This is a genomic window from Shewanella atlantica, from assembly GCF_003966265.1.
Classification (GTDB): domain Bacteria; phylum Pseudomonadota; class Gammaproteobacteria; order Enterobacterales; family Shewanellaceae; genus Shewanella; species Shewanella atlantica.
This window is the reverse complement of record NZ_RXNV01000002.1, coordinates 80378-105703: the sequence shown is the minus strand read 5'-3', so window position 1 is coordinate 105703 and position 25326 is coordinate 80378. Positions and strand designations below refer to the sequence as shown.

Sequence of the window (25326 nt, the reverse complement as noted above, 5' to 3'; positions counted from 1 at the left end):
CATATTCCTTTATAATGAAAATCAATCTAATTGTTGGCAGTCAGTTCAGACTCTGTCGATAACAGCTTGACGGTCACTCTTCGATCAAAAAAGTCATTCTCAAAACTCTGCTCTTCCGTCATCGGCGCACTGGCACCATAGGCTCTGAAGTCCAGACGACTCTCATCGACCCCCTGATTGACCAGATAGGTTTTAACCTCGGCAACCCGCTGCTCAGATAAGGCCTGGTTATAGGTACTGTCTCCTCTCCTGTCGGCATAACCGGTCAAATCGAGTCGTAACTCGGGAGAGAGTGACATGGCATACGCCACATCATCGAGCTGCAATTTGAAATGAGGCACAAGTTCAGAAGATCCTGTTTTAAACTGCACATTCAAACCCAGGGAGAGTTCGGCAAGCTTTTGCTGCTCGGCAGTTTTCAATTGGGCTAACTCATGTTGCGCCGAATCATACTGATTGGATATTGCCATCAAAGACAAGTTCTCATCGCTGAGTTGATTCATCTTTGACTCCTGCATTGCCAGCTGTGTTTGTTGTGCGTCGATCTCCGACTCGTCGCCAACGGATTTACCTATGATGGTACCGGTAAATGCCCCTATGATGGCGCCAACGGGTCCGCCAACCACCGCGCCGAGCACAATCCCTGAACTGAGCCCTATCAGCTCTTCATGATGCTGACGTTCTTCACTCGAGTCCGATGCATAGCTTACATTTGAAAGGGTTAAACTGCTGACAACCATTGCTGCGATAATCTGCTTTTTCATTTTATTTTCCTAATCTTGTTATTGATATTAATGAGTCGTCGACATGGGTATATCTAATCTCGACGCCGTTTCGATATGAGTATTAAACAGGATGTAAATGTCGAAGGAAGGGATGAAAAATGGCATTACGCATATGAATTGTGGCAAGAAAATGGCAATTGCTTTAGCTATCTTTTATCGGTCCGTTTTTCCTGTATAGTCACAGGCAACAAAGGTATAGAGGCGTGCTACCGTTGAAACCTAGAGCAATCGCAGAAGGTAAAACGGTCTTTCCAGCGCGTTAATGACCTATTACAACTTCAAGGTTATTTTTTAATGTCGATCAAACGTATTGCAATCGTAGAAGATGAAGCGGCTATCCGGGAAAATTATAAAGAGGTGCTGCAACAGCAAGGTTACAGTGTACAAGCCTATCCCAATCGCCCCACGGCCATGCAGGCATTTAGTACCCGACTACCGGATCTGGCAATTATCGATATCGGGCTTGAAGATGAAATTGACGGCGGCTTTACCCTGTGTCAGTCACTGCGCGCACTATCGAGTAATCTACCCATCATCTTCTTGACGGCCAGAGACAGTGACTTCGATACCGTATGTGGCCTTCGTCTCGGCGCCGATGACTACCTGAGTAAGGATGTGAGTTTTCCGCACCTTATTGCCAGACTTGCGGCGCTCTTCAGACGCTCAGATCTTCAGGATAAAGCACAGTCAAATGAAAACTTACTAGAACGAGATGCATTGACCATAGACGCGAACCGCATGCAGGTTTACTGGAATAACGTACCAATCGAACTTACCGTCACCGAATTTTGGATGGTTCATGCCCTCGCGAAGCGACCCGGACATGTTAAAAACCGTCAGGAGTTGATGCAGGAAGCCAAAATATTCGTCGATGACAGCACCATCACCTCCCATGTGAAACGGATCCGTAAGAAGTTTGTGGCTCAAGACGAGAAATTTGATTGTATAGATACCGTTTACGGTATGGGTTACCGCTGGGATCCCCAGAGGTGATCCATGGCTGACTCATCTACATCAACCACCGCGTCTGTGGGCTTATTCCCATCTCTTTCGATTGAGCTAATCAAACATGTTTAACCTCCCTGTAGGCCTTCGCACCAAGGTTGCGGTTCTCTCCCTGTTTCTGCTCTGCCTTCCCTGGCTGGGCTACCAATATGTATGGGAGATGGAGAAGTACCTGAGACATGGACAGGAGAAGACCCTCGAAGGCACGACTCAGGCGCTTGCCACTGCACTGCATGAAAGGCCTAAGCTTTTTGACAGTCAGGCGAGCTTTTTAACCCAGGTCCAACAGGGGCGGGATCTCTACGCCTATCCTTTGGAAGGCCCGATCCAGCTCGATGGTAAGTTGTCAGATTGGGCTCCCTATCGTCATAAAAGTATCGAGTATGGTGAAAACCACCAGATATTTAAAGCCGACCCCAATACGCCCTTAACTGTCAGTTTCACCCATATGGTGGGTAAGTATTCGGGGTACCTCTATAGCTTCTTCGAGGTCACCGATCCCAATGTCGTCTACCGAGGTAAAAACACCTTAAGAATCGACCTCAACGATCATTTAACCATAGCCACACTCGCCCCGGACGGTGTATTTAAACGTTACATCATTTCGACCATTAAAGACGGTTGGATCAGTGCCTTCGAGCTACCCGAAGACCCCTCCCTCAGCACGCCGGTTAAACCTGAGATCCAAATTCAGGGCAAATGGAAAAAGACCAAACAGGGCTATAATATTGAACTGCGTATGCCCCTGGATATGGTTGGCAGCAAACTGGGGTTTGCGATACACGATGTGAATAATCTCAAGACCCGCAGACTCGATGCTGTTGTCGGCACGTCGGCCATCGATGATGTCGACAAACTCGGCACAGTGCTGGTTCCCTCTCCTGAAATTGAAAGCATCATCAAGGGAATGAGTCATAACAGCTCCCGGATCTGGGTGGTCGATAAACACGGGCGGGTATTAGCTAAATCCGGTGATATTCGCAATGGTAGCAGTGTCTGGACCCGAACCGTGACAGAGGCGCCGGATCCCTCATTTTGGGGGCAATTCAAACGCAATGTCCTGACCCCGTTCTATTACAAGATACTGACGACGCCTCCGAAGGACTTTATCGACTCGCTTCAGGATTCAACCGTACTGGAGGGAAGTCATATCCAAAGGGCGCTAGCGGGTAAACAAGGCTCGACCTGGCGATTAACCCCGGACAACAAGGCCGTAATCCTTGCCGCTGCCAGCCCGATCTGGATAGATGATAAGGTTATGGGAGTGGTGATATCCGAAGAGACCACCCACGGCATTCGAACGCTCAGAAACAAGGCGTTAGAGAAACTGTTCAACGTCATATTAACGGTCATGAGCATGGGAACCTTAGCCCTGTTCTTCTTCGCCTCCAGTATCTCGAGCCGTATTCGTAAACTCAGAGATGAAGCCGAGCAAGCCATCGACAGCCAGGGTCGGATCAGAAATCATATCCAAGGCTCGAAAGTACGCGATGAAATAGGCGATCTATCCAGAAGTTTCGCCAGTATCGTCAGCCGCCTTGGCCTATATACCCATTACCTTGAGAATATGTCGTCAAGATTATCCCATGAGTTAAGAACGCCGGTCGCGGTGGTTCGTTCATCACTTGAACATCTAGACTTGCAACCACTGGACAAGGATAGCCGCAAATATGTTGACCGTGCTCAGGAGGGAGTCAGCCGGTTAAGCATGATCCTCAATAACATGAGTGAGGCGACAAGGTTAGAGGAGAGTCTTTCCAAAGCAGAAATGGACATATTCCCACTATCGAAAGTGATCAGCGGCTGCATGCAAGGATATCAGCTGACCTATCCCGGCCAGGATTTTTCCATTTCTATACCAAACGAGCCATTAAACATGAGTGGCGTACCCGAGTATATCGCCCAGCTCATGGATAAGCTTATTGCCAACGCACTGGAATTTAGTCTGCCTGGCACAGCTATCAGTGTTTCACTGGAAGTTAAGCAGAAGAAGGCGGAGCTCTGCATCAGTAATTTAGGCCCCGAGTTACCCGATAAAATGAGCGAGCAGATCTTCGAATCTATGGTCTCAGTACGAGCACAGAAGGCACAAGATAAGCCCCACCTGGGATTGGGTCTGTATATTGCCAGGCTCATCACTGAGTTCCATAAGGGAAGTATTATTGCCACAAATATATCGACCAGTAATGAGTCGACAAAAAGCAGTCTGCCTGGTGACCCTACCCATTGCGGTGTCACCATCTGTGTCACACTACCACTTTACAAAGAATAAGCTTATTCAATATCCGGATAGAAGAGAGGTCAACTGGAACTTCCATTTGGCCGTTTAGATGTTAAGATGGCTAAATAACAAATTCATTCTTTTGGTTGTGGACAGTACCCTATGAAAAAAGAAACACAGATAGTCAGTGTCGGTCGTGATAAAAAGTGGACCAAAGGCGTAATTAATCCCCCTGTATTTCGTGCATCGACCATGGTTTTTGACACTATGGAAGAGATGCGTTTCGCCATCAAAAACCGAGCGAATGGAGAGATGTTCTATGGCAGACGTGGTGGACCGACCCACTTTGCTTTCCAGGCCGCTATCGCCGAACTTGAGGGTGGCGTAGGGACCGCACTCTATCCTTCGGGCTCAGCCGCTATCAGTGGTGCCCTGCTCTCATTTTTAAAAGCCGGCGATCACCTGTTGATGGTCGATAGCGCCTATGAACCTACCCGGGACCTGTGTAACAAGTTACTTGCAGGCTTCGGCATAGAAACCACCTATTACGATCCTATGATTGGTGCCGGAATTAGCGAGCTCATCAGGCCCAACACTAAGGTGCTGTTTCTCGAGTCTCCGGGTTCGATCACCATGGAAGTGCAGGATGTGCCCACGTTAAGTGAAATTGCACACAGGCACGATATCGTCGTCATGCTGGATAACACCTGGGCTTCTCCCATCAATTCTCGTCCATTCGATATGGGCGTCGATATCTCGATTCAGGCCGCCACTAAATATATTGTCGGTCACTCCGATGTCATGATGGGTACCGCTACATCCAATGAAGCCCACTGGGATCAACTGAGAGAAAACAGCTATCTGATGGGACAATGCACCTCTCCCGATGATGTCTATCTGGCCAACCGCGGGTTAAGGACGTTAGGGGTGCGTATGCAGCAACATGAGCAAAATGCACTAAAAGTGGCCAACTACTTAGCCACTCGTCCCGAAGTTGATCATTTAAGACACCCGGCATTCGATACCTGTCCCGGGCATGAGTTTTTTAAACGCGATTTCAGTGCCTCAAATGGCCTGTTCTCCTTTGTACTCAAAGAGGGCGACCTGAACTCAGTCACTGCCTTGGTCGAAGACATGCACCACTTTAAGATGGGCTTCTCCTGGGGTGGATTTGAGAGTCTTATCTTAGGAGTATTTGGCATAGATAAGTTAAGAACGGCAACGAAATGGGATAGCAGTAAACCTCTGATACGATTACATATCGGGCTGGAAAACCCCGACGACCTCATTGCCGATCTGGAAGCAGGTTTCGAGCGTTTCAATGCGGCTCGTAACAGATAACCCATGAGTGTTAATCAAAAACCGCCTCTGAGGCGGTTTTTTATTAAACAGATGTCACTTCCCGGTGATCACCTGTTTGCCCGATAGAACACGGGCCTGCCAAATTCGATTAACTAGTCATCAACCACAGCAATACCCGCATCATCAGGACAGAGGTAGATCTCATCGATCTGCTCTCTTATAACGAATGAGCTCTCAACAGCCCGATACCTGTCAGACAAGGCATCGATCAATGTTCCACCGTCTTTAATATCGCTGTCCACATGGGGGACAAACTGAAAGGGCACCAGAGACATGGCCGAGAGATCTTGCAGTTTTACATCATTATTATCACCACATAGCCAGGCACTCTCGATAGAGGGCGTCATTATCATAGCGCCGGCACTGACTCCAATAAGTGCACCACCATCACCCAGATAAGTTTGCAGTGCAGTGAGTAAGTTTCTCTTTTGTAGCCATTTTAGAAACCTGAAGGTATCGCCACCGGACAGGTGAATCGCATCGAAATTAAACATAAAGGTGACGGCACTTTCATCGAAACCGGATTCCAGTTCGACATACAGGGACAGATCTGCACCTATTTGACGATAGATAGCCTGAGTGGCCCGGTAATAACAACGCTCGGGATCCGGCTCCGACGCGATATAAGCCACACGGGGCATATCTACACCGCATGCTTTAAGCACGCAGTCAATCGCCGCCATTCCATTATCGCTATTTGCGTCACTCACTAGGGCCAGCTTCATCTGATTTCATCCATTAAAACATATTTATACAGACTAACCGGAGATCTAACGAGCTGCAATTACAACTGCTGGTATGTGCTACTGTTCGAAGCATACACTCCTAACGGGTATTCAGCCTATGGATAAAAATTCGTCACCCAAACACCATCGGACATTAAGCTGTATTTTATCCTCACCATTTATTGTTATAATTATGATCTAATTTAAAGGCAATCTGCATCTCAAAGGCAGTTTCGCCATATTGGAGCCACGCTATCCATGTTTCGTTCGCCTGTTCCCCTCATCACTCTCACCCTCTTTAGCCTGTTATTTTCCATATCCGGTGAGGCAAAATCCCAGTATCAGGGGATAAGTGATGACTTTAAGACCCTGTTTCATTCTAAGTTGAAAAAAAATAAGGTACCCGGTGGCGCCTTCGTCATTATCGAAGATGACGCCATTTTAAAATTAAGTACCTATGGCAAAAGAGAGAAAGGTGGCAAACTCAATGTAAATTCCAACACCGTCTTTAGACTCGCCTCGGTATCTAAAACTTTTGCCGGTTCGCTGGCTACTATGCTGGTACATGAAAATCGATTTCACTGGGATGACCCACTGACCGACTATATGCCTGACTTCAGCCTTGCCGATCCCGTCGCCTCGAGACAGATCAACTTAGGCCACCTGATAGGTCAAAGTACCGGGCTGATGCCAAACAGCTATGACAATATTCTCAATGCTAATCGTAAACTCGAAAAAATCATTCCCAAATTCTCTAAGTTAGAACCCATGTGTTCTCCTGGAAAATGTTACAGCTATCAGAACATCGCCTTCTCATTTATCCAGCCAGTCATCGAACAACAAACCGGCAGTGACTACGCCGATTTAGTGACTAAACGGATATTTACTCCGCTTAAGATGACCTCAGCCTCTGTTGGTATGGACAAGTTTCTCGCCACCGATAACCGCGCGAAGCCGCATATTAAGACCCGCTCCGGGTTTAAAAAGGTGAAAGTGAAACCTAACTATTATCAAGTCGAGCCCGCTGCGGGGGTTAACGCCAGTATTCTCGATATATCGAAATGGTTAATCGCAAACTTAGGCAATAACCCTGACGTACTCAGCCCAAGGCTATTGGCAGAGATAAAAACCCCCGGAGTTCGCACCAGCAAAGAGCTGAGGCGTCGTGCCTGGAAGAACTATCTCAATAACGCCCACTACGGTAAGGGCTGGCGGGTATATGACTTTGAGGGTGAGGAGCTTGTTTATCACGCCGGCTGGGTGGCAGGTTATGTGGCAGAAGTCGCCTACTCTCCACGCTTGAAGATCGGTATGGCCATGCTACTCAACGGTGAATCCCGTGTTATAGGCGAATTGGGCGCAAGCTTCTGGCATAGCGTGATGAAACAACAAGCCACACTGACCGCTAAAAAATAACCTAGGCATAGATAAAACCCAACAGCGCAGCCCGTTAACCATTAACGGGCCCCCGCCTCACCATTCGCTACCAAAATCTCGGCTTTAGCCTTACTCAGCCCTATTCGATAGACACACCAGATGGCTAGCGGGTAGAATACGCGCCCGATAAATGATCTGATGAGTGGACTGTTTCGCTATGAAAAACCAATTTGAATTACTGGCACCCGGTGGCGATATAGATTCGATAAAAGCCGCCATAGTTGCGGGTGCCGATGCTATCTATTGTGGTTTAGATCATTTCAATGCGAGAACACGAGCGGCAAATATCTCTTTCGATGACTTAAACGGAATTTTACGACTAGCTCACAAGAACAACTGCCAAATATTTCTGACGCTGAATATCATTATCTTGGAGAGTGAGCTCCCGGCGTTAATCCGCCTACTCAATGAGCTAGTTAATACGGGGATCGACGGAGTCATAGTTCAGGACTTAGGCCTGTTTTATATACTCTCCAGATACTACAAAACTCTCGATGTGCATGCATCGACCCAGGTGACTACCCACAATGAGGGGCAGATACTATTTTTGAATAAGCTCGGTGCAGGCAGAACAAACCTTTCCCGGGAATTAAACATCGACGAGATTAAGCAGCTGACAAATGTCTCGCATCAGAACGATATGATGACCGAGGTGTTCGTTCACGGCTCTAACTGTATCGGCTTCTCCGGCCTGTGTTATATCAGCTCGGCCCATGGCGGTAACTCAGGCAACCGGGGACGCTGCAGTCAGCCATGCCGGGATCAGTACCAAACGACCCGTGCAGGTAAAGACTTTCCCCTGAACCTTAAGGACAACTCCGCTTTTTCAGATATAGCCGCACTCGGTGAAGCTGGTGTTGACTCATTGAAGATCGAGGGCCGTATTAAGAAATTTGACTACGTCTATACCGTGGTCAGCAGCTGGAGAGAGCAGATACAGAGCTATAGCCAGCATAAGAGCATAAAGAGCGAAAATGAAGATCTGTACAAGGTTTTCAATCGTGACTTTACCAACGCCTACCTTAAGGGAGACATTAATAAACATATGTTTATTGATAACCCCAGAGGCAACTCGGTCCAGCATTTTACCGCCATCAAAGGCTATAACACTGAAGCAGAAGTTCAGTCGGTTAAGCAATCCCTCTATGACGAAAAAACAGTGCTCATTCAATCTGTCAAAGAGAAGATAAAAGACTTAAATATTGGCAAAACGCCTCTGATAATCAGTTTTTCCGGTGAATTAGACACGCCCTTAACCGTGTCGGTACAGACACAGGAAAAGAAGTTTACTGTTCACTCAGACACAAATCTGTTCCAAGGCGGGAAATACACCCTGGATGACGCCGATATAAAACAAAGATTCAAGAGTCTGAACAACGCAAAATATCAGATAACGGCATTTAATACCGAGGGACTCGATTCAGATCTATTTCTCGCGTTTAAAGAGCTAACCGCCTTAAAAAATCGGATCGAGTATCACTTAAACGGTGAGCAAGCGTCGATCAAACCGATAACATTAGATAAGTTAACTAAACGCAGACAAGTCGCTAAGGCTAAGCTGTCGGTGCTTATCTCATCGACTAAAGATTTAAACCTCTGCGATACCAGTGATGCAGAGATCTATTACCAGCTTCCGGACTGTATCGAGAGCCAATACAGCCAACTTATCGAACTATTTTCTGCCAATGAGCGTCTAATCCCCTGGTTCCCGGCGATTCTTATCGGTGAAAACTATCGGGCTGGTGTGAAATTGCTAAAAGCGATTAAGCCAAAGTTGATCGTAACCAACAACACCGGTATTGCTCACGCCGCCTTTGAGAATAGAATAAACTGGATTGCCGGACCCTATCTCAACATCACTAACTCCTATAGCCTGTTAGCGATGAAGGAGGAATTTAACTGTTACGGCTCATTTATATCTAACGAAATTAATAAAAAGCAGATAAAACACATAGCAGGCACTGATGACATGAAGCTGTATTACAGCATCTATCACCCTATCTTGTTATTAACCAGCAGGCAGTGTTTATTTCATCAGACGACCGGTTGCCATAAAGAATCGATGGATGCAGACTGCCTGAATGAATGCAAAAAATCTGTCTCTATCGTCAATTTAAAAGAGACCGCTTTTGTCATCGATAAGCAGATGGGCGAACACAACAACATGTATGGCAGTCAGCACTTCCTCAATACCGAGATAGTGAGCGATATACCAGATATGTTCAGCAGTTTTTTTGTCGATCTTAGAGGTATCAGAACCAATACCCGCTCCGGACGGGATAAGTCAAAACTAGTGCAACTTTTTAAAGATCTGCTCGACGGTCAACTTGATGCTGAAACAGAGCTTCACCAGTTAATCGGTCATGTTACCGACACCCAGTATAGAAAAGGGCTGTAAGTCAGCTAGATAAAATGGCTGACTCTTATGAAATATTCAGCCGTTTTATTTTGTATCGTTCGCTGGATGATTTAATATCCCCCTGTTTTCCATAATATGAGGTTAAAAGATGAAGGACGGTCTGCAACATGAAGCCTACCAAATGGTCATCTTTAATGCCTTGGCGACCACAGGGAGCCTTACTAAGGCTGCGGAGAAGCTCGAAGTCTCTGTATCCCACGTCAGTAAACAACTTCATATTCTGGAAGAGAAGCTTAACGTCCAGCTCATCAATCGCAGCACCAGAAGCCTTGCATTGACTCCTGAAGGTAAAGACTTCGCCGATTATTGTGAACAAATCGTAGCTTTGATCCATGGCGCCAACACCCTGATGACAGACTCCAGAGATGAAGTCTCGGGAAATGTTCGTCTGGCACTCTCCTGCTCGTTTGGCACTCTGCACGTTTTACCGGCACTGGACGAGCTTCAGAGAAAATATCCCGCACTCACCACCGAAGTAAGCCTGTTTGACTACAAAGTCGATATGCTGGAGGAGGAGATCGACCTCTGGTTCACCACATTCGAAGAGATAAATGCCGGTTATGTGGCCCAAAGAATCGTCGATACTCATTTTATACTATTAGCATCGCCCGACTACATACAGCAACATGGCGCGCCGACACACCCTACTGAGTTAAAAACACATAACTGCGTCACCTACCATAGTAAGAATCGCAGCTACACCCACTGGCTATTTGCCAAAGAGGGTGAGGATCTCGATGTACAAGTTTCTGGAAATTATCGGGTGGATAAGGCTGAAGCCATTCGTGATGCCGTTCTGGCGGGCAGAGGCATAGGCTATATCGCCAGTTATCTGTTAACCGATGAACTGGCGAGTGGAAAACTCATTCCGCTGATGCCAGACTGGAAGCCTACCCAAAAAATGCCGGTCTATGCCGTTTACCCGAAATACCAAAACCTCCCGTTTCGACTGAAAACCATCATAGATTTTGTCAAACAGGTCATAGGTCAGCCCCCATATTGGGACAAAAACTTATCTAAATGGCTTAAGCGTTAACCATCAAGCAAGTCAGTACATTTGGTGGTGACAGATAATCGACTCACTTGCCACCGTTTCACTCCCGTTATCCTTTCACAAACTACTCTGTACGACTTTAAAAAGCTTTTCTACGCCTCGCGCAAACAGCTTTTTTACTGCTCAGTGAACCCTTGATTAAATAACCACTGCTCAGCTCTTCTCAGGTGGAAAAACTGTTTCAAGTGATAGCGGGTAGATAGAAAAATACAATTTAATTACCATCTGTATATCGACGAAAACATAACTTTTAGAGAATTAACTTTTAAAGTTATTAAATGTCTTAATAAAAGATGTGAAACATTTAATTGATACAACAACAGAGTCAATTAGAACACAACTTTCGATTATATTTACAGAGGTAGATTATGTCAGTCGTTAATAAAAGTGAAAGAACCAGTGGAATTAAACAGTATCATATCGGTATGGTCGAGGGAGATGTGGCCGAATATGTGCTTCTTCCGGGTGACCCATTCAGAACAGATATAATCGCTCAATATATGGATGACGTAGAGTTAGTCGCCCATAAGCGTGAACATAAGACCTATACCGGTTATTACAAGGGAGTCAGAATATCAGTTACATCAACCGGTATGGGCTGCCCATCTACTGCTATCGCTGCAGAGGAACTGGCTAATATCGGCGCTAAGGTATTCATCCGCTTAGGAAGCTGTGCAGCTCTGCAAGATGATATCAATATCGGCGATCTGGTTATCACCACCGCCGCGATGAAAAATGAAGGGACATCAAAATTCTATGTACCCGACAACTTACCGGCTGTCGCCGATCTTGAGGTCACATCCGAGTTGATCCGCGTCGCAAAAGAGATGTCTAACGGTGAAGACTATCAGGTTCACTGGGGCATAAGCTCAACCGATGACTCATTTTACGGTGAAACCCCTGAATGGATCCAGAAGCTTATCGATCTGAACTTGAAAAATATTGAGATGGAAGCATCTGCACTATTTACAGTCTGTCACCGTCGCGGTTTAAAAGGTGCCACCATCTGTGCTGTTGCCGCTAACCATAAGCGAGGCGAAAACTTTTGGGGTAAGCGAAATGTGTTACTCGAACAAGGAATCGAGAAGGAGACTGAAGTTGCACTGGAGGCTATTTACCGCTTCCATCATGGCAAAAATCTATTTTAAAGTTTAACTCTAATGTGATGCTTACGCTATATAATACTGTCATAAAAAGCACCACCCCCCATAGTTTAACTATTAGTTATATAAAAGGTAAATATAATGAACTATGAACTTATCGGTTATTTAGGTTCGGCCGTTATTGCAATATCCTTATTGGTCGCTAATGTGACCCTACTCAGGTACCTTAACTCGATTGGTTGCGCAATAATGGTAACCTACGCCCTGTTAATTAGCGCATACCCCGTCGTACTGATGAATTGCATATGCATCATAATTAATATTTACCACATAGCTAAAGTCGGGGGCCTTAATAATCAAATAAGCTCACTATTAAGAATAGGAAAAACAGACAGAAGTTAAGGTAAGCATATAAGCACTGAATAATGCATCCGTATTATCTAATGCACTTAATGAACCGACTTCAGGTTCTATCAGATAAAATCGGCTTATTCATTACTGCCCCGGCTACTTTGCACTTGCGAATTAGCCGGGGAATATTGATAGCCCTCTCCCTACGGGTCATGGCCAATAATCGAGCTAGCTTCTAATGATGATTCGATAAATGATCTATTTGTGTATCTGATATCCGACAATACTTCTAGAGACGATAGCTTCCCACTTGTCTATCGTTTCCGGTCAGCTTAGTATGCAGGCACCCTTTTGGCTCGCATCAAGTTGCTCGTCCCCATTTAGTGCATTATCTTGCTAGCCGATTAGTCTAATTATGGAGTTGTAAATAATCATGGAAGTTAAAATATTTACCAAAGTTTTACGTCCTAAAGTGGGCTTTCTGCCTAAGTCTGATACCGCAACAGATCATGGATTAGAGGCAGAAATTAACCTTTGGTTAGCCTCTCAGCCGAATATCGAAATTCAAGATATTACTCAATCACAAAGTGGTGGCTCATTTCAACCTTCGACAATAGTTATTAGTGTTTGGTATAAGTAGATCAAAAAGGAGTTTTGATAATGAATATAAATGCCACAATTCTGGGCCAAGTCATCTTATTCACCGCGGTTGTGGTCGGAATATTGAGCTTTTATCTCGGCAAAAGAAAAACCCAAACCCCAATTCTGGCCACAATAATTGGGATTATTCTATCATTCATCCCTCCACTTGCCTTGGTTTATCTGGCGGCCTTAGTGTTGAAAAATGATGTAGAGACTATTGATTAGAAGGCTGTTTTCTTAAAATAATCATCTTCGCGGCTAAAGCCGCTCTTACAATTTTTACATATCCCGCCAAATCATCACATCTGCAGGCTCGCCATTCTTACGCGTTGCGCGGTACATGTCTTCGGTATTAAATGGTGTGGCTACATTGTGTTTTTTATCTAAAGCCATGACGCCGACGGCAGCTAACTTATAATCCAGAAACAATTTAAACAATAGGTATCCCTTCCACGAGACATCTTTGACTTAAAGTTCTCCCTGCCCCAATTTATTCTCACTTATTCCTTGAGTTATATCACTTTTTAAAAATTATTCTCACAGCCAGACACTATTATGCGTATCAATAATGTAGAGTAATGACTTGTATATACACGTTGGCCAAATGCTGTCGGATCTTTGCTCTATTGTTGCAGAGTTAAATTCTACTCCTTCGCTGCAACTTATTCACAGACCAAATATCGCATTCAGCCTAATGTTCAATTTTTTACTTGTAACTAAATGGGAAAACTATGGAAATCGGTTTAACGCATATACTCTTAGCCGCAATAGGAATGGGTATACTGGTCATCATAATCCAAGTCGTAATATTTAATAAGTTAAAGCAGATACAGGCTCAGACGTCGCAGCAACTTGCTAAAACCATCGAAGGCATACCAAGTATGGTTCAAGATCTGATCCATAGCGGCGTCGAAGAAATCACGTCGACCCAGCAGAACCATCAGAATAAAAACCAGCAATCACTCAAGGCTGTCAATCAGCTTGTTACAGCCAATATTCAGGCTGCACAAACTGATAATACCAAGATGCACAGTCAGTTGCAGCAGGAGCTATCTCAAGTGGCAATAGCTTTACAGAACCGATTGCAGCAGCTGCAGGAGCATTTATCGACCCAGTCTACCGGACTTCATAAACAAACAAATGCGAACCTGACTGCAGATTTACAGCATACAGCCAGCCATCTAGACATTGCTATTAAGCGTAGCCAAACAGAACTTGGAAAAGAAGCTAACAACCTCTTGTTTACCCATAAGCAACAACAGTTGTCCAACTTGGAAACCCTCTCGAGTCTAATCCAAAATCTACGCGTGCAAAACCTGGTGGAGCTGACCAACGAGCTGGCCCAGCATACCGAGTTGAAAGTCGATACTTCAGACTTTGTCAAACACCTGGGTGAATGCAAGGTGGTTAAGATTGAAGACAAACACACGGGCCAGATGACTCAGGTTTATTATGAAAATGGCATAAAGCACAGCAGCGATACCCTGCAAGGTGAGCAACTCAAGTATCAGATGTTCTATGACCTCGAAGGGAAACTGGTCAAGGGCATCGAGTATGGCGATGATCAGCAGGTGAGTTTTGAATACCTCTACGACGATGCGGGAGAGATCAGCCAGCGCCTTGAATACGTCTATGATGCCAATGGCAAACAGACAGACCCGATTAAAAAAGTTTATTAGAGCAAGGTGACATCATGTATTTAAGTGAATTATCTGTAGCAGAACGTAAAAACTTCTTGGAAATTGCCTATTTTGCCATGGGGCTCAACGGTAGTTATAAGGAGCAGGAAAAAGCCATCTTCGAATCATTCACTCATGAATGCGGCATGCCGTCATATCAGTTGAAGAAGCAGGAACAAATCGATGATGTGATTAGGTTATTAACTCGGAGCGAGGTGAAAAACCGTCGTATTCTACTAGTAGAACTGTTCGGCATAGTACTGGCCGACAATGAGTTTTGTGCTGTTGAAACCGAGTTTATGCTCAAGTTAGCTGCGGCATTTGGAATCGAAGAGTTTGAACTCAAGCGCCTGCAACGCTGGGTCGAGGCAATGAATGATCTGGTACACGAAGGCTTTGGCCTGATTATGAAGGATTAACCTATGTTTGGACGATTGGGAAACTGGGCTTCTAGCGCGATAAGTCGCGTGGTCGACAAGGTAGTTGAAGTTGCAAAGAAAATCACCAACAAGGTGATCGAAAAAGGGTCTAAATGCTGGAACGGTTTTACTGGAAAAACGACCTTTGATAAGGCCGAACAACTGTATCAACAGATCACCGACAGATACGACAAGAATAAGCGCGATTATGACCAGGCCAGCGGGCAGCTTATTGCCGATATAGATACTCAGGTCAGCTCCATCAACAGCTTTAAGCAGGATATCTACCAGGTGCAATTTAAGCGATTCGTCTCCTTGGCCAATCGCCTGCACAATGTGACCGTCAAAGGACAGCCGTTTGAGGAGCTGTTTGACGATGCTATTCTGGAAGCCAAAACTACGGCTTCGGTTGAGCACCGGGGTAATTTATTCCTGATTGATTTTAACAAGTTCGATTTAGTGCGAGTAGCCTCTTATGTGCTGACTCTGGGGTTTTATTCGCGCAAGAAAGCCAAACAGACACTGCTGAAGGTGCAGGAAGAAGAGGTGCGTATCGATGAAGAGATTACCAAGATGAAGTCGCATCAGCGCCAGCTCAAAGTGGTGGCAAAATCCATCGACGGCGTGGTGGAGTACTTCGATGTCTTGATCAATAACTACAGCAAGTTGTTGGATCGCTTCGAGTACGGCATACAGAGCCAACGTCATAAACAGATGGTCCAATCTGACGAAATTTTTGCCCATAAACTGGACTTCAGACTGATCCCCGTCGCCCATATCGAAGAGTTTCAGGCCCTATTTAACCTCTCCATCGTGCTCAAGCAGATGGCGAATCTGGGATACCTGTCCGAGAGCGGCAAACTGAACCCCAAAGACAGCAGTCAGGCCAAGGCACTGTTTGAAAAAGTGGCCTCTATTCAGGCTATCGCCGCATAAGGAATCTGGCCAATGGCTACAAAAGATGAATATGTCCAGCCGGTGCTTAGCACCGAGCAGGTATTGAACGAGCTGCAGGACTGCTCGCCGCTGCAAGTCAGCAAACAGCTGATCAATATGGAACTGCATGACAGGCGCGACTCTCTCGATGTGATGGCCCAGATCTATGATGAGTTTGACCAAGGTGGTAACGTCACCGATGAGTTGGTCAAGCCCCTGCTGCTGAACATGTGTGATGGCCTGCTCAGCATAAAGAAGCTGGGGCTGAAGAATCGTGGCATAACCGCCACCCGGCTGGTTAACGAAATAGACAGCTTCGATTACTTCAGTGCCACTGAGACAGATAAAGACCAGTGGCTCGAAAAGCAACGTCTCGATGCCGACACCGCAGCCCATAACGACGACAAGGGAAACTATATCCGAGATAAGAAGGAAGCTGCTCCCGGTACGCCGGATAGCTATATGGAGGATGTAGGCAAGAAAACGACTTATACTAAGGCGTATTTTGCCAGTCAGCAGGAAAAGCAAGAGAAACTCAGGGTTTACAGTGAGCTAGAAGTCAATGACAAGGGCGAGCGCAAGCAGCTCAGAAGAAATTCGAGGGAATATAATACCGAACTCGAGGCAAAAGGATTAAATGCAGTCGAACGCACCTATAATGCTGATCATAACCTGCCGCTGAAACACCTCTTCGATGAATATAAAAGTTCTAAAGCATTGTCTGTTGGCGATCTAAGAGACGCGGCCGGCAGCGCAGACAATTTCGATATCATCAGCCAGAAATTGAACAAGATTAAACTGGATTCCAGCTGGACCGATCTAAAGCTTAAGCGAGACACACTCAAGACCAAGCCTAAGCTTACCTCGGCTGAGAAACAAACCCTGGCCAGCTTGGAAGCCCATGTAAATGACGCGACTTGGAATAAAGCCTTGGCGCGCGAAGCTGAGGCCCGCACCGCGGTAGAGGCTCACCTGAACATGAAGGTGGCTGACAAGTTACTTGCTGACAGCAAACTGATGAAAGGCGCGGCTACAGATGCAGGTAAGAGAGCCAAGGATGAGCTGGTCGACTCAGGGGTGGGTGAACTGATTATTCTGGTGGTCAAAACTGTCAGCTTCGAGCTTAAAGATATGCTTCAAAACGGCATCACCCATGGCACAGACTGTTCATCGAGCCTTGAAGCGTTTGGTTTTCGGATGAAACGAGCACTTAGATACATTACCACAAACCTGCTCAATATCGGCTTGGGGAGCTTTAAGGATGCGGCTGCGAATTTCGTAAAATATCTCCTTAATGCCATCGTCAATATGTTTGTCGGCATATTGAAAAAAGCGTTGAAAGTCATCACGGAAGGCTTCAATGCCATCCTAGCGTCAATCAAGATTTTGATGGGGGACTCATCTCCCGCAGAGAAAGCCGATGCGATTACCAAGTTACTCGCTACGACCGTGGTGACCTATATAGGTTTCGCCTTCGAAGAGTCTGTGCTTGGCTTTATCAACAAATTGCCTTTCGGGGATGTGCTATCCGATGCAGTGATGGTGATGTTCACCGGTATAGCCTCTACGATAGTGGTTTGGCTGCTGGATAAGATGGATTTGTTCTCGGTCAAGGACGAGAAGCGGGCCGCGCGGGTGAAGGAGATATTTGATATGCGAATCCTCCAGGTCAAGGAGAACACAGATGCCTTCGAGACTGCAGCCTTGCAGACACTGGCGAACAATAAGTTACAGTTCCGCCTGATTGCCGAGTCAATGAGCCAAGCTATTGCAGACGAAAAAAATGTTAACTGCAGCGTTTATGCTATGGCAGATTTTATGAAGATCGAGCTGGAGATTAAAACTACGGATGATTTTATGACCTTACTGGGGTCTCAGGAGCCCTTGTTAGTTAGCTAAATATGAGTAGAACTTAAGTCCCCGGCATAAAAGATTGGCTTTGTTATGATCTAAAGCCAGTCCGTTAATATTCTTATAAATAACGGGTATTGGTTACCTGTCCGTTCACTCTGAACACTTTTTTTGAACGAACTGATTTCGGATTAAAATGGCAAAGCCGTTCGCTTTGCCTTCCCTATTTGCTCGTAGCTCAGTACAGGAAACCTGCCCACTCGGGTAAAATCCAGATTCGCGGCTAAAGCCGCTCCTACATTGTTTACATATCTCGCCAGATCATCACGTCGGCAGGCTCGCCATTCTTTCGTGTGGCACGGTACATGCCTTCGGTGTTAAATGGAGTGGCGATATTACCGCGCTGATCGATGGCTATCACACCACCGGTACCACCTGCCGTGATAAGACGTTGATTGATAACCTCATCCGCCGCCTGGATTATAGATTTATGCTGGTATTTAACCCGTGCACAGATATCTCCCGCCACATGGTAACGAATAAAATACTCGCCATGTCCGGTCGCAGATACCGCGCACACTCCGTTTTCGGCATAGGTGCCCGCACCAATAACGGGTGAGTCACCAATACGCCCGAATCGTTTCGCCGTCATGCCGCCGGTTGAGGTCCCGGCCGCCAGGTTGCCTTTCTTATCCAGTGCCACGGCGCCAACAGTACCGAACTTATAATCCAAATCCAGATAGTCTATCTGAGGAGCTGTATTTGATGCCTGATAATCGGGCGACTTAGCCTTGAGCTCAAACTCTGCCTTTCTTAATTTAACTTTGGCGTCCTGTAGCTGCTTATAACGGGACTCTGTGTCAAAATGGTTGGCCGGCACCAAGGTAAAACCTTGAGTTAATGCGAACTCTTCGGCCCCCGCACCCGATAGCATCACGTGAGGCGAATTATTCATCACGGCATCGGCGAGTTTAATCGGGTTCTTAATATGTTTTACCCCGGATACGGCGCCGGCATTCATTGTCTTGCCATCCATGATTGAGGCATCCATTTCATGGGCTCCATCATAGGTATACACGGCCCCGACGCCAGCATTAAACAGCGGGCTGTTTTCCATCACATTGATCGCCGCCTGAATCGCCACCAGGCTATCGCCGCCTTTCTCAAGCACCTTATATCCGGCGTTGACCGCTTCAGTCAACTTATCACGATAGGACTGTTGTTGCTCCGGTGTCAGTTTAGCCTTAGTAATTGTTCCGGCCCCGCCGTGGATAGCAATAGAAAATGGCTTATCATCCGCCCAAACAGAAGTGGTACCAGACGCCGCAGTCGCCAGGATAAATGCTAATAAAGTAGATTTATTTTTCACAAAAGGGTCCTTTGATTTTTATTTGCACTCTTTGTAACCATTTTCATCCATAATTACAATCATCAACTTGCCTGAGATCAATAATCTAGCGACAATAGAGACGCATTCGTTCATCACTAAAAAGAGTCTGATTTTTTGAAAAACAGTTCATTGCGTTTATGGTCATTGAGCATCATTTTAATAGGCTACTCTCTGTGCATTTTTTCCGCACATGCCAATGACTGGTTAACATTGAAAATTGAAGGTGTCGACGATGTTTTAGAGCGAAACATCAAGGCGCACTTAGGCGCTTTGCCTAAGTCTAAGGTGCAACGAAGAGCCTTTATCTTTAATGCTGAGGATAACACTACCGCCGCCCTCCACTCTTTGGGTTTCTATCATGGCGTGATAAACGAGGAGGTCACCCAGTCACAAGATGGCCCCTGGACACTTTCACTCTCAATCGCGCCTGGCGAACCGACACGACTACAGTGGATCGACATCAATTTCGATGGCGAAATTGTCGAAGACCAATTTATTCTCAAATGGTTAGATACGGTAACGATTAAACCCGGTGACGTATTAAATCACGGTATCTATGAGCAGTTAAAATCTCAACTGGTGACGATTGCATTGGCCCGGGGTTATTTCGACGGTAAGTACAAACGCTCGGCAATCACCATCAATCGCGACCTTAACACGGCGCAGATCACCCTGCATTACGACTCCGGCAGACGATATCACATAGGTACAGTCAGCTTCGAAGGGCACACATTAAACGACGAGTTGCTAAACGAGCTGATCCCTTTCGAAGCAAACTCTCTGTTCAGCACAGGTAAACTGAGCAGTCTGAACCGGGAACTGTTAGATACCAGTTATTTCTCCAACATCAAGGTATTGCCTCAAATAGATAAACCCCAAGGGTTAGCCGTACCCATCAAGGTTGAATTATCCCCCAAACCCAGCCACTCAATCGAACTGGGCTTGGGTGCCGACATAGGTAACACGACCGATAACAGCATGGAGCCGAGAGTCCGCGTAACCTGGCGTACCCCACAAATCAACCGTTATGGCCACTCTCAGGAAACCACTGCCGAGTGGTCACCGGATAAACCTAAGTTCCTGACCAGTTATACAATCCCCTTGACCCATCCATTGGATGACCAGTTGAAAATCCGTCTGGGCATGCTGAGGGATAAATATGGTGTAACACAGGTCTATGATCCAGAAAATAAGCAGTTCAATAACACGGGAGAGCTTGAGGGGAGTAAACGTTTATTAGGTGTGATCCGTCAGCAAAGGTTAGATAATCAATGGCTGTTCAGTTATTCGGTCGAATGGATGAGAGAGTTCTACAACCAATCAGATATCGATTATGACCCCAGATTTATCCTATTCGGCAGCAGCATCTCCAAGACGACTCGTGGCGACAATAGCTTAGATCCTAAATCCGGATTTTTTCAGCACTACAGCCTGGAGTACGCCGATCCCACCTTGGGCTCCACCATACGGTTAGCGCGGCTGCAGACAAAATACAAGTGGATCGATACCTTCTTCGACAAGCATAGAATCGTCTCAAGACTGGATCTTGGGGTTAACCTGGCAGCTGATGATGATTTAGCGCTTATTCCTCCCTCCCTGAGATACTTTGCCGGTGGCGATCAGAGTATCAGGGGTTACAGTTATCAGGAGCTCGGCCCCCATCTTGACTACATCAACAGCGATGACCAACTGGCGAGGCAAGTTGTCGGCGGGCGTTATCTTATGGTCGGCAGCGTAGAGTATCAATACTACCTGACGCCAACCTGGCGTGTGGCCACCTTTATCGATGCGGGTAATGCTTTCGATGTTAATCAAATTGAACCCATAGTCTCAGTGGGAGGAGGTGTTCACTGGATATCTCCTATCGGCCCGATAAAAATCGATCTGGGTGTCGGCCTGAAGGAAACCGATACTGTCGATAGACCCTGGCGAATCCATATCACTATGGGGGCAGAGCTATGACGAACCCCACAAAAGAGACTGGCATTGACCAGGCTGAGACTCAGACTGAAAGTACTGATGCTCTCCCCCAAAGTAGCCTGGCACGCACACTATGGAAAAGCTTTAAGGCCGTCTCGCGGACGATTATCTATCTGCCACTGGGCATGCTGATCATCCTTGCAATACTATTAGGCACGCCGTTAGGTAGCAGACTAGCGGTGACCCTTGCCGATATTTTTGTGCCCGATCTTGATATCACCTACGTCTCCGGCACACTAAACAAACGCCTGAAAATGACCGATGTCCGCTGGAATATGGAAGGAATCGCGGTCGACGTCGATGACCTCCTGTTAGATTGGCGTCCCATGTGCCTGCTGAGCAAGCAGTTATGTGTCAACGAGCTCGCAGCAAGTAAGGTATTGGTTTCGATAGATACAAACAAGCTCGGTGATCAAAGCCTCGATGATGAGCAAATAGCTAACCTTGTTAGCGAAGCTGATATCGCAGTAACTACTGCAGATCAAGACCTGTCAGACAATCAGCTCGATAATGGCCAGTTCAATGAAAGTCAGCTCAATGACCCTCAACCAAATGAGAACCGGGAGATACAGCTACCTTTCGGCATCGATCTTAAACGCGCGGATTTAGCCAACGTGAAGGTGCGCGTCAACGACATGCAGTTCAACGCCTCCCGCCTACAAACACAGGCACAATGGCAACAGACCGGCATCAGAGCCAACTACCTGTACAGTAATGATCTACTGGTATCAATTCCATTATCTATTGATGAAAATAGTGAAACTAATGAGAAAGTGGAGCAAACAACGCAAGCCGATAACACCTGGACCATGGCGCAACTGCCTGCCGTCTTTATGCCGATACCTGTATTTGTTACCGATGCCATACTGGAACAGAGCCACCTGAAACTCGGCAAGCGAGATGACTATTTCGAAAACATCGTCCTCGACGGTAGTTACCATAGCTTCCTGGTGAACCTCAATCAGCTGCATGTTGAACATACCTACGGCAAGGTAGATTTGAAGGGAGGGATCACTCTCAAAGATGACTATCCTATGGATATCTCCGCCACCGTCGATGCGCGCAGTGTGGCCGAACTTCCCGGGCTTAAGCAGCAACAGCTTTCGCTTCATGTATCTCAAGGCTTTAAAAAGTTAGCCGTAACAGCAACGGGTAAAGGTCATATCGACTTTAATCTGCAAGGTGACATAGGGCTGGCGCAGCGAAACCTTCCCTATGAGCTTAAATTTGAGAGTAAGGGATTTGGCTGGCCACTGGACAAGCCAGCCTATTCGGGCAGAGCGATAAAACTTGCTACCCATGGGGACCTTAATAGTCAGGATGTCACCCTCACCGCCAATATCAAGACCCCTTTTCATCCCGTGTTGGCTGTCGATACCCAATTTATTCATACTGGCGAACAGCTGGATGTTGCCCACCTGCGACTTAAAGGAGAGTTGGGGGAGGCCGAGCTATCAGGTAATGCACAGTATCATGAGGGGATCAGCTGGGATGCAGACATCAACACCATCGACTTCAAACTGCAGCAGCTTAAACTTGACCTTGAAACACCTCTGCCCGATAGCATTATCAGTGGCCAGTTTCACACCAAGGGGCTGATTGACGCCAAGGGCTGGGAGGTCGGTATTGCCAATTCAGATCTGGAAGGCGAGATCCAGGGTTATCCATTTCACCTCCGCGGAGATATCAATGTTGATGATAAACTACACCTCAAAGCCGACAGTTTAAAACTAAGCGCGTTGCAGAGTGTATTGTCCATATCAGGCAGTGCCGAAGAGGCTTGGGCCGTTAACGCAAAATTGCAGATCCCGGATCTTAACCTCTGGCATGCTGAATCGTCCGGCAGTATCGATGCGAAAATCAATGTTTCGGGTGAAAGCGAGCACCCACAAGTTACCGTTTCAGCAGAGATATTTGAGCTGGAATTTCAACAATATAAAATCGAGCAGGGCCTGGCCAAAGGGTTTTACCGACCCAAAGATGAGCAGGAGTTTGCTCTCTCTGTTAAGGCTAAAGACTTAAAGCTTGCAAGTGTTAAGCTTGACTCGATCACCCTGGGTTTTAAAGGCAATGAAACCAAGCAGAAACTGGGGCTGCAAACATTCGGAGAGCTACAACTCAATACCAAAGTTTATTCAACATTCGATCCCGAGACAACTCAGTTCGAAGCACAAATTCGAAGACTCAATTTAACCTCAATTTTCGGTGAATGGGACTTAGAAGCGCCTATCGACGTCAATTGGAATAATGACAAGCAATCAGGCTTAGTAAACACTTTTTGCTGGCTCAACGCAAACGGTAAACTTTGTCTCGATGATCCGGCAGAACTCGACAAAAACGGTGAGACCAGCATTCTGTTCGATGGTGATATCGGTGGTGTATTGACACCATTACTGCCGGAGAATTTGCTTTGGCAGGCCCCAGCCAGCTTAACTTCTACTTTAAAGTGGCAAGAAGAGTCTAAACCCGAAGGTTACTTAGAGCTGAATTTGGCCCCGGGTCAGGTTAGTTTCAATAATAATAACCGGGTTATCGATGTCGGCTACAAGCTGCTCAGTTTTCAAGCGAGTCTGGATAAAGATAAGCTTGCCACCCAAGTTAAATTTGATTCACACGATATCGCCAGTTGGGAAGGACAGCTAGAGGTAAGCGTCTCACCCGACAGAGCGATATCCGGCTATACCAAACTCGATAAAATAAACCTCGATGCCCTATCGGAGTTTATGCCACAACTCGAAACTCTGACCGGAAAAGTATCCAGTGAGCTAGAGATATCTGGCACCCTCGCCGAACCGGATGTTTCCGGTAAAGTGCAGTTGGAAAACGGACAGCTGCTGGCAGCCGCAAACCCGACACCACTGGAAGATATCGAACTCGACCTTACACTCTCTGGCCAAAAGGCCATACTCGACGGCCAGTGGAAGATGGGAAAGGGTGAGGCAAAAGTTACTGGTCTGTTTGATTGGAGAGGCGATAGCTTCAGCGGTGATATTCAGTTCGATGGTGATAAGCTTGCTATTATCCAACCACCGCTCGCCATCATCACGGCCTCCCCTGCCCTTAAAATCAAATTCGATAAAGACAGGGCCGACATTCAAGGCTCTATAGATATCGATTCGGGTAATATTAAGATTAGCCAACTGCCTGAAGGCGGTGTAGCAGTATCTGATGATGTGGTATTTGAAGACAGCATCTCCAGCGGACAAGTCGAACGGAGCCCCTACGCCATCACCACCAACATTAAAATCAAGGTTGCGGATAAACTGAGAATTGATGGCATGGGCCTAAGAGGCAAGCTAACGGGTACACTCGATCTCAGGCAGGAAGCCTTTCGCCCTCCCCTATTATACGGTGATATAAGAGTCCTTGACGGTAGTTACAAATTTATGGGACAAACCCTCAAAATCAATACCGGAGAAGTACAATTTATCGGCCCGGTTGAAATTCCTAACCTCAATATTGAGGCCGTAAGAGAGATAAAAGATGAAGATGTTGTTGCCGGAGTGAGGATCACCGGTACTCCACTCAAACCTATAGTGACGCTTTTTTCATCACCGGTGAAAGAGCAAGCCGAGATACTCTCCTATATCATTAAAGGAACTGGGTTTCACAGTAATGATGGTGATCAGAACAGTAGTTTAATGATGGGAGCGGCGTTAACACTCAGTAATCAACTCGGCGGTGGCGCAGTCAACCTTATCGGCGAATCCGCTACAGGACTCATCGAGAAAGTGGGCTTCTCTAATGTTCAACTCGATGCCAACGATGATGGCCGAGTCGCTATCAGCGGCTATATCGGTGAAAACCTCATGGTAAAATACGGTGTCGGCGTGTTTAATCCTGGCTATGAGATGACAGTCAGATATTACCTGTTATCTCAACTCTATCTGGAAACCGTATCAGGTAGCGTCGAACAGTCTCTGGATATCTACTACAACTTCAACATAGACTAGCCACAAAAAAACCG

18 protein-coding genes and 1 pseudogene are annotated in these 25326 nt (G+C 46.4%); 15 read left to right on the top strand and 4 right to left on the bottom strand.

From position 1 onward, the window contains the following. Positions 1-26: 26 nt before the first annotated feature. Positions 27-764 (bottom strand): sortase-associated OmpA-like protein PdsO, encoded by a 738-nt coding sequence (gene pdsO, locus EKG39_RS05760; protein ID WP_126504808.1) that lies wholly within the window; start codon positions 762-764, stop codon positions 27-29. A 321-nt stretch (positions 765-1085) separates the two neighbouring features. On the opposite strand from pdsO, the gene pdsR reads away from it, so the two are divergent. The 3 genes from pdsR (at position 1086) to EKG39_RS05745 (ending at position 5352) form a co-directional block, all read left to right on the top strand. Then, positions 1086-1778, top strand: a complete 693-nt coding sequence (gene pdsR, locus EKG39_RS05755) for a proteobacterial dedicated sortase system response regulator (RefSeq protein ID WP_126505325.1) — start codon at positions 1086-1088, stop codon at positions 1776-1778. A 76-nt stretch (positions 1779-1854) separates the two neighbouring features. After that, on the top strand, positions 1855-4062 hold the full coding sequence (pdsS, locus tag EKG39_RS05750) for a proteobacterial dedicated sortase system histidine kinase (protein ID WP_126504807.1): 2208 nt from the start codon (positions 1855-1857) through the stop codon (positions 4060-4062). Between the two features lie 111 nt (positions 4063-4173). After that, positions 4174-5352 (top strand): cystathionine beta-lyase, encoded by a 1179-nt coding sequence (locus EKG39_RS05745; protein ID WP_126504806.1) that lies wholly within the window; start codon positions 4174-4176, stop codon positions 5350-5352. Positions 5353-5465: 113 nt separating this feature from the next. Here the strand turns inward: EKG39_RS05745 and EKG39_RS05740 are convergent, their stop codons facing one another. Further along, positions 5466-6098 (bottom strand): Type 1 glutamine amidotransferase-like domain-containing protein, encoded by a 633-nt coding sequence (locus EKG39_RS05740; protein ID WP_126504805.1) that lies wholly within the window; start codon positions 6096-6098, stop codon positions 5466-5468. A 258-nt stretch (positions 6099-6356) separates the two neighbouring features. Between EKG39_RS05740 and EKG39_RS05735 the strand changes: the two genes are divergently transcribed. From EKG39_RS05735 to EKG39_RS05705, 6 genes are all read left to right on the top strand, one after another. Further along, a complete protein-coding gene (locus tag EKG39_RS05735) occupies positions 6357-7514 on the top strand; it encodes a serine hydrolase domain-containing protein (protein ID WP_126504804.1) in 1158 nt (385 codons plus the stop codon). 178 nt (positions 7515-7692) lie between these two features. Then, on the top strand, positions 7693-9933 hold the full coding sequence (locus EKG39_RS05730) for a peptidase U32 family protein (protein WP_126504803.1): 2241 nt from the start codon (positions 7693-7695) through the stop codon (positions 9931-9933). A 109-nt stretch (positions 9934-10042) separates the two neighbouring features. Beyond that, entirely contained in the window at positions 10043-10990 is a 948-nt protein-coding gene (locus EKG39_RS05725; protein WP_126504802.1) for a LysR family transcriptional regulator, read from the top strand. A gap of 386 nt (positions 10991-11376) precedes the next feature. Further along, positions 11377-12156 (top strand): nucleoside phosphorylase, encoded by a 780-nt coding sequence (locus EKG39_RS05720; protein WP_126504801.1) that lies wholly within the window; start codon positions 11377-11379, stop codon positions 12154-12156. Between the two features lie 739 nt (positions 12157-12895). Continuing rightward, complete coding sequence (locus tag EKG39_RS05710) at positions 12896-13102, top strand: hypothetical protein (protein ID WP_126504799.1); 207 nt, start codon at positions 12896-12898, stop codon at positions 13100-13102. A gap of 20 nt (positions 13103-13122) precedes the next feature. Further along, positions 13123-13329, top strand: a complete 207-nt coding sequence (locus EKG39_RS05705; protein ID WP_185817530.1) for a hypothetical protein — start codon at positions 13123-13125, stop codon at positions 13327-13329. 54 nt (positions 13330-13383) lie between these two features. Here EKG39_RS05705 and EKG39_RS05700 read toward each other — a convergent pair. Next, a pseudogene (locus EKG39_RS05700) lies at positions 13384-13503 on the bottom strand (beta-aspartyl-peptidase); the annotation flags it as partial. A 332-nt stretch (positions 13504-13835) separates the two neighbouring features. On the opposite strand from EKG39_RS05700, the gene EKG39_RS05695 reads away from it, so the two are divergent. Genes EKG39_RS05695 through EKG39_RS05680 form a run of 4 tightly spaced genes read left to right on the top strand, consistent with a single transcriptional unit; the run spans position 13836 to position 18037 of the window. Next, a complete protein-coding gene (locus EKG39_RS05695; RefSeq protein ID WP_126504797.1) occupies positions 13836-14783 on the top strand; it encodes a hypothetical protein in 948 nt (315 codons plus the stop codon). Positions 14784-14797: 14 nt separating this feature from the next. Further along, positions 14798-15202 (top strand): TerB family tellurite resistance protein, encoded by a 405-nt coding sequence (locus EKG39_RS05690; RefSeq protein WP_126504796.1) that lies wholly within the window; start codon positions 14798-14800, stop codon positions 15200-15202. Positions 15203-15205: 3 nt separating this feature from the next. Continuing rightward, complete coding sequence (locus EKG39_RS05685; protein ID WP_126504795.1) at positions 15206-16138, top strand: DNA repair protein; 933 nt, start codon at positions 15206-15208, stop codon at positions 16136-16138. A 12-nt stretch (positions 16139-16150) separates the two neighbouring features. After that, positions 16151-18037 carry a DNA repair protein gene (locus EKG39_RS05680; protein ID WP_126504794.1) on the top strand — a complete coding sequence of 629 codons (1887 nt, stop codon included), beginning with the start codon at positions 16151-16153 and terminating at the stop codon, positions 18035-18037. Positions 18038-18293: 256 nt separating this feature from the next. Here the strand turns inward: EKG39_RS05680 and EKG39_RS05675 are convergent, their stop codons facing one another. Further along, entirely contained in the window at positions 18294-19328 is a 1035-nt protein-coding gene (locus EKG39_RS05675; RefSeq protein WP_246028457.1) for an isoaspartyl peptidase/L-asparaginase family protein, read from the bottom strand. A 165-nt stretch (positions 19329-19493) separates the two neighbouring features. Between EKG39_RS05675 and EKG39_RS05670 the strand changes: the two genes are divergently transcribed. Both EKG39_RS05670 and EKG39_RS05665 read left to right on the top strand, forming a co-directional pair. After that, positions 19494-21341 (top strand): autotransporter assembly complex protein TamA, encoded by a 1848-nt coding sequence (locus tag EKG39_RS05670; RefSeq protein WP_126504792.1) that lies wholly within the window; start codon positions 19494-19496, stop codon positions 21339-21341. Then, on the top strand, positions 21338-25312 hold the full coding sequence (locus EKG39_RS05665) for a translocation/assembly module TamB domain-containing protein (RefSeq protein ID WP_126504791.1): 3975 nt from the start codon (positions 21338-21340) through the stop codon (positions 25310-25312). Before EKG39_RS05670 ends, EKG39_RS05665 begins: the two co-directional genes overlap by 4 nt. The last annotated feature ends 14 nt before the right edge of the window (positions 25313-25326 follow it).

What these genes read in the sequence shown, in the direction of transcription:
- EKG39_RS05730 (WP_126504803.1), top strand. Translation starts at nt 7,693, where the DNA reads ATGAAAAACCAATTTGAATTACTGGCACCCGGTGGCGATATAGATTCG.
- EKG39_RS05685 (WP_126504795.1), top strand. Translation starts at nt 15,206, where the DNA reads ATGTTTGGACGATTGGGAAACTGGGCTTCTAGCGCGATAAGTCGCGTG.
- EKG39_RS05705 (WP_185817530.1), top strand. Translation starts at nt 13,123, where the DNA reads ATGAATATAAATGCCACAATTCTGGGCCAAGTCATCTTATTCACCGCG.
- EKG39_RS05725 (WP_126504802.1), top strand. Translation starts at nt 10,043, where the DNA reads ATGAAGGACGGTCTGCAACATGAAGCCTACCAAATGGTCATCTTTAAT.
- EKG39_RS05740 (WP_126504805.1), bottom strand. Translation starts at nt 6,098, where the DNA reads ATGAAGCTGGCCCTAGTGAGTGACGCAAATAGCGATAATGGAATGGCG.
- EKG39_RS05735 (WP_126504804.1), top strand. Translation starts at nt 6,357, where the DNA reads ATGTTTCGTTCGCCTGTTCCCCTCATCACTCTCACCCTCTTTAGCCTG.
- pdsO (WP_126504808.1), bottom strand. Translation starts at nt 764, where the DNA reads ATGAAAAAGCAGATTATCGCAGCAATGGTTGTCAGCAGTTTAACCCTT.
- EKG39_RS05690 (WP_126504796.1), top strand. Translation starts at nt 14,798, where the DNA reads ATGTATTTAAGTGAATTATCTGTAGCAGAACGTAAAAACTTCTTGGAA.
- EKG39_RS05720 (WP_126504801.1), top strand. Translation starts at nt 11,377, where the DNA reads ATGTCAGTCGTTAATAAAAGTGAAAGAACCAGTGGAATTAAACAGTAT.
- EKG39_RS05695 (WP_126504797.1), top strand. Translation starts at nt 13,836, where the DNA reads ATGGAAATCGGTTTAACGCATATACTCTTAGCCGCAATAGGAATGGGT.
- EKG39_RS05680 (WP_126504794.1), top strand. Translation starts at nt 16,151, where the DNA reads ATGGCTACAAAAGATGAATATGTCCAGCCGGTGCTTAGCACCGAGCAG.
- EKG39_RS05710 (WP_126504799.1), top strand. Translation starts at nt 12,896, where the DNA reads ATGGAAGTTAAAATATTTACCAAAGTTTTACGTCCTAAAGTGGGCTTT.
- EKG39_RS05745 (WP_126504806.1), top strand. Translation starts at nt 4,174, where the DNA reads ATGAAAAAAGAAACACAGATAGTCAGTGTCGGTCGTGATAAAAAGTGG.
- EKG39_RS05665 (WP_126504791.1), top strand. Translation starts at nt 21,338, where the DNA reads ATGACGAACCCCACAAAAGAGACTGGCATTGACCAGGCTGAGACTCAG.
- pdsS (WP_126504807.1), top strand. Translation starts at nt 1,855, where the DNA reads ATGTTTAACCTCCCTGTAGGCCTTCGCACCAAGGTTGCGGTTCTCTCC.